The following is a 6,810-nucleotide window of genomic DNA, read 5'->3' as shown; positions in this document are numbered from 1 at the left end:
GGTTAGCTATATTTTTTTACTTTGCAACAGAACCATGCTATCTACATTATTACATTTCTCTTAACTGAATGTATGTTACATTTTCTAAATTAATATACATAGGCACTGGATTAAGTACTTTAATAATTTTTTCAGAACTTTGTGAATAGTCTATTTTTCTTGCAATTACTGAATCTCCAGAATGAAAATAAACTTCTATACTATTTACTGTATTTAATTCTAATTCTTGTTTTAATTGCTCTATTATCACAAACAAAAACTCCTTTCCAAATTATTTTGAAAAACCACATTTTAAATTAATTACTGTGTCTTCTGGTTTAATAATATTTTTAACACATTCTGAGAATACTTCCCTATAATAGCCCATACAAGTGTTTTATGCTTTAATAAATCAATGACTTAGCTTTTTTATTTCTCTACTCCGTATTTCAATTTGGTTAAATATACTTTATTTTGTTTTTAAAAAATTCTATATACTCATCTCTACTATTTTGATCTTTATCAATTTCATATGCGATTAATGTATCTAAACATTGCATTCCAGTATATTCAACTATTCCATGACTAATGTGAAATAGTACTTGTTTGTGTATATCTCCTGATGAACCAGTTGTTGTACTTATAATAGCTTTTTTATTAGATAATCTGGCGTTCTTAAACTTCCCATATGCCCCTCCATAAATCCCTCCATATATTAAAACTTTATCAAACCATCCTTTTAATATTGCAGGAACACTCGACCACCATAAAGGGAATTGAAAAATAATAATATCCGCCCACAATAGTTTGCTTAATTCAGATTTAATTTCCTTACTTAATATATTATTTTTGTAAGAATGCTCTTGTTCTATAGGATATTTAAAAAAGTTATTATTTTTTAAATATTTAAAATCAGATTTTTGAGCAACAGGGTTAAAATTCATTTTATACAAATCAGATACAACGACAATTATTACCATTCTCCTTCAATACTGTTTGTGCAATATCTTTAAGTTTACTATTAAAAGATTGAGGTTCAGGGTGCGCATATACTATTAGAATATTCATTTAACTTCTCCTATATAGTGTTTTGCAATATTTACGTTTTATAGATTATTCCACCATTCAAAGTTATCTTGTTTAAGTAATTGATCACTTTCTTTAGGTCCAAAACTTCCTGGTTTATACTGTGGTATTGTTACGTTAGATTTTTTCCATTCAGTACTTATATAATCTATAAATTCCCATGAATGTTTAAGTTCTTCCCAATGTACAAAATTAGTTTGATTTCCTATTAAAGCATCACATATAAGTGATTCATAAGCATCCACTACTTGTTTTTTATCTATTAAGTTATAGATTTGTATATTATGGTTTCTATTATTTCTAGTTGATTTATTTTCATAAATATATAGTGATATTTGGGCATTAGGTTCTATATTTATTACCATTAAATTACAATCAACATCTTCATTATCATTTTCATAGATTAATTTACTATTTAATTTTTTAAATTCTATAACAACTTCTATTGCTTTTTTATTTAAACGCTTTCCTGTACGAATATAAAACGGTGTCCCTTTCCATCTATCATTATTAATGAGTAATTTCCCTGCTACAAATGTTTCTGTTGTTGAATCACTATTAACACCTTTTTCTTCATGATATGACATTATCGGAGTTTCATTAATAATACCATTAATATATTGTCCTCTAACAAAATATTTGTGTACATCAGCCCCTTTCAAAAATTTTATATTGTTTAAAAGTTCGATTTTTTTTAGTCTAATATCTTTACTATTTCTGCTTTCGGGTTTCTCCATAGCAATAAGAGTAAGTATTTGTAGTGCATGATTTTGCACCATATCTTTAAGCGCTCCTGTAGAATCATAGTATTGGCCTCTATCTTCAATGCCTAAAGTTTCCGATAGAGTTATTTGAACATTTGATATATACTTGTTGTTCCACAATGGTTCAAATATTGTATTACCAAAACGTAAAGATTCAATATTTTGCACCATCTCTTTACCTAGATAATGATCTATTCTAAATATTTCTTCTTCTTTAAAATACTGTCTTATGTGTTTATTTAAGTCTTCGGCAGATTTCAAATCTTTTCCAAATGGTTTTTCTATTATTAATCTTGAAAATCCATTTGTATCAGAAAGACCTGATTGGCTTATGCTTTGAGTTATAATTTTAAAAAATTGAGGATTCATTGCTAAGTAAAATAATCTATTGCCATCCAAACAATATTTTTTATCAATATCATTGGAAAGTTCCTTTAATTTATTCCAACTTGTTTTATCTTCAACATTTTGTTGAAAGTAAAATATGTTATCTAAAAATAAGTTCACCATTTCAAAATTTTCTTGGCTTAATAAAATTTGTTTTACTTTACTTCTATATTCTTCATCACTTATATCCTCTAAACCCGTAGAAATGATAACTAATTTCTTAAAGTGACCCTTTTTATAAAGATTAAAAATAGAAGGTAGCAATTTCCTGTAACTTAAATCTCCTGTTCCGCCAAATATTGTTATTAATGATGATAAATTTTTATCCAAAGCAGTTCCCCCCTTTTACTTGATTAGCTAGTTTCTGGTTTTCATTCCGTAACAGTAATTATATTACTCTTCATCCCATTGTGTGTGGAACACACCTTCACGGTCTTTACGTTCATAAGTATGTGCACCAAAATAGTCACGTTGTGCTTGGATAAGATTAGCTGACAAATCTTCAGAACGATAACTATCATAGTAGTTCACACTTGCAGAGAATCCTGGTGTCGGTACACCGTTTTTAACGCCTGTTGCTACGACGTCTCTTAATGCATCTTGGTAATCTGTAACAATATTTTTGAAGTATGGATCTAATAATAAGTTTTCAAGTTCTGGATTATTATCGTAAGCATCTTTAATTTTTTGTAAGAATTGTGCACGAATGATACAACCTTCACGCCAAATCATTGCCAGTTCACCTAATTTTAAGTTCCATTCGTGATCTTCGCTCGATTTTCTCATTTGCGCAAAGCCTTGAGCGTAAGAACAAATCTTACTCATATATAATGCTTTTCTGATTTTTTCTAAGAATTCTTCTTTATTACCATCAAATGAAGCTTGTGGTCCATTTAATGATTTAGACGCATTAACACGTTCTTCTTTAATGGATGAAATGAAACGAGCAAATACCGATTCAGTGATAATTGTTAATGGAATTCCTAATTCTAATGCATTAATAGAAGTCCATTTACCTGTACCTTTTTGACCAGCAGTATCTAATATTTTTTCTACTAATGGTTCATTATTTTCATCTAATTTAGTGAAAATATCACCAGTAATTTCTATTAAGTAACTTTCGAGTTCTCCAGCATTCCAATCTTTGAATGTTTGAGAAATTTCAGTATGACTCATACCTAATAAGTCTTTCATCATTGTATAACTTTCAGCGATTAATTGCATATCTGCATATTCAATACCGTTATGAACCATTTTCACATAATGACCTGCACCATTTGGGCCAATGTATGTTACGCAAGATGCACCATCTTGCGCTTTAGCTGCAATGGCATCTAAGATATCACTGACTTTATTATAAGCGGCTTCTTGACCACCAGGCATTAATGAAGGACCAGTTAAAGCGCCTACTTCACCACCTGATACGCCCATACCAATGAAATTAACGCCACTTTCAGCTAATGTTTTATTTCGACGAATTGTATCTTGATAGTTTGTATTACCACCATCAATTAAAATATCTTCATCGTCTAATAATGGAAGTAAGGCATTTATCATGTTATCCGTAGGACTACCAGCCTTAATCATCAACAAAATTTTACGGGGTTTTTCTAATGAATCTACAAATTCTTTCAAGTTATACGCAGGATATATCTTTTGATAATGAGACTTTTGAATAGTATCATTAATTTCATTATTATCTCTACTATGAATACTCACAGAATATTTCTTATCCTCGATGTTCCACGCAAGATTTTTCCCCATAACACCTAAACCTAAAATTCCAATATTACTAGACATTGTATCCTCTCATTTCTTTATAGTTTATAACCTACAATCTTGCTTCAAGATCTTTTTTCATATCTTCAAATCCTGGTTTACCAAGTAAAGCAAACATATTTTGTTTATACGCTTCTACACCAGGTTGATTGAATGGATTTACGCCTAATTGATAACCACTCATAGCACATGCAAGTTCGAAGAAGTACACGACATAGCCAAATGTTTCTTCATCTAATTGTGGAATATTAACAACGATATTAGGTACGCCACCATCTGTATGTGCTAATAATGTACCTTCAAATGCTTTTGTATTAACTTCATCAATTGTTTTACCAGCAAGATAATTTAATCCATCTAAATCGTCACTATCTTCTTCAATAGTAAGATCATGTTTTGGATGATTCACTTTTACAACTGTTTCAAATAAGAAACGACGACCTTCTTGAACGTATTGTCCTAATGAATGTAAATCAGTAGTGTAGTTAGCACTTGAAGGATAAATACCTTTAAAGTCTTTACCTTCTGATTCACCAAATAATTGTTTCTACCATTCGTTGAAATATTGCATTGACGGTTCATAGTTGATAAGCATTTCAGTTGTATAACCTTTGCTATATAGAAGGTTACGGATTGTTGCATATTGATAAGCAATATTTTCTTCTAATTTGTCAGAAGATAATTCTTTACGTGCTTTTGCTGCACCAATCATCATCGCTTCAATATTAATACCTGCAGCTGCGATTGGTAATAAACCTACAGCAGTTAACACTGAATAACGGCCACCTACATCATCAGGGACTACAAATGTTTCATAACCTTCATTTGTAGCTAATTGTTTTAATGCACCTTTTTGTTTATCTGTTGTAGCAAAGATACGTTTTTTAGCTTCTTCTTTGCCATATTTATTCTCAACTAATTGTTTGAATAAACGGAATGCAACTGCTGGTTCTGTAGTTGTACCAGATTTAGAAATGACGTTTACAGAGAAATCTTTGTCAGCTAAATAATCTACTAATTCTTTTGTATAATTTGATGATAAATGATTACCTACAAAAACAATTTCAGGATAGTCATTATTTGTTCTAAATGAAGATGTTAGCATTTCAATAGCAGCACGTGCACCAAGGTATGAGCCACCAATACCAATAACAACTAACACGTCAGAATTTACTTTAATACGTTTAGAAGCTTCTACAATTCTTGAAAACTCTTCTTTATCGTAATCAATTGGAAGGTCTACCCAACCCAAGAAATTATTTCCTGCACCAGTTCCTTCATGTATCGTTTTGTGTAATGTCTTCACGATATCTTTTTGTTGTTCTAATTCATGTTCTCCAAAAAATTCTAAAGTCTTACCATAATCTAATTGAATATGAGTCATCTAAAAAGCCTCCAAATTTGTAATTATTAGTCTTATATTTACAATTCCAACTGTACACTACAGTGTAATATTATTCATACTGAAAAAATAGTCACCCCCTTTAGATAAGCTGACATTCCCTATATGCCAATTTTGTCAGTATTGATTTATTGATAATTATGTCAAAATAAAGGTATAAATTAATGAAAGGATGAATTATAGTGGAATTACAATTAGCTATTGATTTATTAAATAAAGAAGAAGCAGCAGAATTAGCGAAAAAAGTAGAAGAATATGTCGATATTGTTGAAATTGGTACACCAATTGTGATTAATGAAGGTTTACCTGCCGTTCAACATTTAAATGAAAATATAAGCAATGCTAAAGTATTAGCAGACTTAAAAATCATGGATGCAGCAGACTATGAAGTAAGCCAAGCTGTTAAATTCGGCGCTGATGTTGTAACAATTTTAGGTGTAGCAGAAGATGCGTCAATTAAAGCAGCAGTTGAAGAAGCACATAAAAATGACAAACAATTATTAGTAGATATGATTGCTGTACAAGATTTAGAAAAACGTGCGAAAGAATTAGATGAAATGGGTGCTGACTATATTGCAGTGCACACTGGTTATGATTTACAAGCTGAAGGACAATCTCCATTAGATAGCTTACGTAAAGTTAAATCAGTAATTAAAAATTCTAAAGTCGCAGTTGCTGGTGGTATTAAACCAGATACAATTAAAGAAATTGTTGCAGAAGAACCTGACTTAGTAATTGTTGGTGGCGGTATCGCAAATGCTGATGACCCTGTAGAAGCAGCTAAACAATGTCGTGACGCTATTGAAGGTAAATAATGATGGCAACTTTTAATCATTATCAATTAATTTTAGATGAGTTAAAGGGTACTTTATCTCATGTTAAAGATGAAGAGTTTGATGGATTTGCATCAGAAGTAACTGAAGCATCACGCATATTTGTTGCAGGTAAGGGTCGTTCTGGATTCGTTGCAAATAGTTTTGCAATGAGACTCAATCAATTAGGCAAGCAAGCATTTGTTATTGGCGAATCAACAACACCATCAATTCAAAAAGGTGATTTATTTATTGTGATTTCTGGTTCGGGTTCAACAGAACACCTTCGCTTATTAGCAGATAAAGCGAAATCAGTTGAAGCAGAAGTGGTATTACTAACAACTAAACTAGATTCTGCAATTGGTGAAATTGCAGACACAGTAGTTGAATTACCAGCAGGTACAAAACACGATGCTACTGGGTCTGATCAACCGTTAGGTAGTTTGTTTGAACAATCATCACAAATCTTTTTAGATAGTGTAGTCATTGGACTAATGACACAATTAGATGTTGATGAAACAACTATGCAAAATAATCATGCCAATTTAGAATAGATATAAATAAGCAGTTAATGCGGAAGATTATATAATCTTCCGCATTA

7 protein-coding genes and 1 pseudogene are annotated in these 6,810 nt (G+C 30.9%); 2 read left to right on the top strand and 6 right to left on the bottom strand.

The window, feature by feature from the left end; translation table 11 throughout:
• Window positions 1-49: 49 nt before the first annotated feature.
• The 6 genes and pseudogenes from HMPREF3265_RS01705 to HMPREF3265_RS01685 form a co-directional block, all read right to left on the bottom strand.
• Window positions 50-250 (bottom strand): hypothetical protein, encoded by a 201-nt coding sequence (locus HMPREF3265_RS01705; protein ID WP_015387322.1) that lies wholly within the window; start codon window positions 248-250, stop codon window positions 50-52.
• 187 nt (window positions 251-437) lie between these two features.
• Entirely contained in the window at window positions 438-959 is a 522-nt protein-coding gene (locus tag HMPREF3265_RS01700; protein ID WP_015387321.1) for an NAD(P)H-dependent oxidoreductase, read from the bottom strand.
• Window positions 934-1,047 (bottom strand): NAD(P)H-dependent oxidoreductase, encoded by a 114-nt coding sequence (locus HMPREF3265_RS12340; RefSeq protein ID WP_015387320.1) that lies wholly within the window; start codon window positions 1,045-1,047, stop codon window positions 934-936. The genes HMPREF3265_RS01700 and HMPREF3265_RS12340 overlap by 26 nt, the downstream gene beginning before the upstream one ends.
• 38 nt (window positions 1,048-1,085) lie before the next feature.
• Window positions 1,086-2,546 carry a glucose-6-phosphate dehydrogenase gene (zwf, locus tag HMPREF3265_RS01695; RefSeq protein ID WP_002449615.1) on the bottom strand — a complete coding sequence of 487 codons (1,461 nt, stop codon included), beginning with the start codon at window positions 2,544-2,546 and terminating at the stop codon, window positions 1,086-1,088.
• Between the two features lie 63 nt (window positions 2,547-2,609).
• Window positions 2,610-4,016: an NADP-dependent phosphogluconate dehydrogenase gene (gene gndA / locus HMPREF3265_RS01690; RefSeq protein ID WP_002449612.1), complete on the bottom strand. Its 1,407-nt coding sequence runs from the start codon at window positions 4,014-4,016 to the stop codon at window positions 2,610-2,612.
• Window positions 4,017-4,047: 31 nt separating this feature from the next.
• Window positions 4,048-5,379, bottom strand: a pseudogene (locus HMPREF3265_RS01685) (glucose-6-phosphate isomerase).
• 200 nt (window positions 5,380-5,579) lie between these two features.
• Here HMPREF3265_RS01685 and hxlA point away from each other — a divergent pair.
• Entirely contained in the window at window positions 5,580-6,212 is a 633-nt protein-coding gene (gene hxlA / locus HMPREF3265_RS01680) for a 3-hexulose-6-phosphate synthase (protein ID WP_002449613.1), read from the top strand.
• Between the two features lie 2 nt (window positions 6,213-6,214).
• Complete coding sequence (gene hxlB, locus HMPREF3265_RS01675) at window positions 6,215-6,763, top strand: 6-phospho-3-hexuloisomerase (protein WP_015387319.1); 549 nt, start codon at window positions 6,215-6,217, stop codon at window positions 6,761-6,763.
• Window positions 6,764-6,810 lie beyond the last annotated feature (47 nt).

This window comes from Staphylococcus sp. HMSC62B09, assembly GCF_001839115.1.
Lineage (GTDB): Bacteria > Bacillota > Bacilli > Staphylococcales > Staphylococcaceae > Staphylococcus > Staphylococcus haemolyticus.
Note: the sequence above shows the minus strand (reverse complement) of the source record. Positions and strands in the feature narration are given on the sequence as shown.

What these genes read in the sequence shown, in the direction of transcription:
- gndA (WP_002449612.1), bottom strand. Translation starts at nt 4,016, where the DNA reads ATGTCTAGTAATATTGGAATTTTAGGTTTAGGTGTTATGGGGAAAAAT.
- HMPREF3265_RS01700 (WP_015387321.1), bottom strand. Translation starts at nt 959, where the DNA reads ATGGTAATAATTGTCGTTGTATCTGATTTGTATAAAATGAATTTTAAC.
- hxlB (WP_015387319.1), top strand. Translation starts at nt 6,215, where the DNA reads ATGGCAACTTTTAATCATTATCAATTAATTTTAGATGAGTTAAAGGGT.
- HMPREF3265_RS12340 (WP_015387320.1), bottom strand. Translation starts at nt 1,047, where the DNA reads ATGAATATTCTAATAGTATATGCGCACCCTGAACCTCAATCTTTTAAT.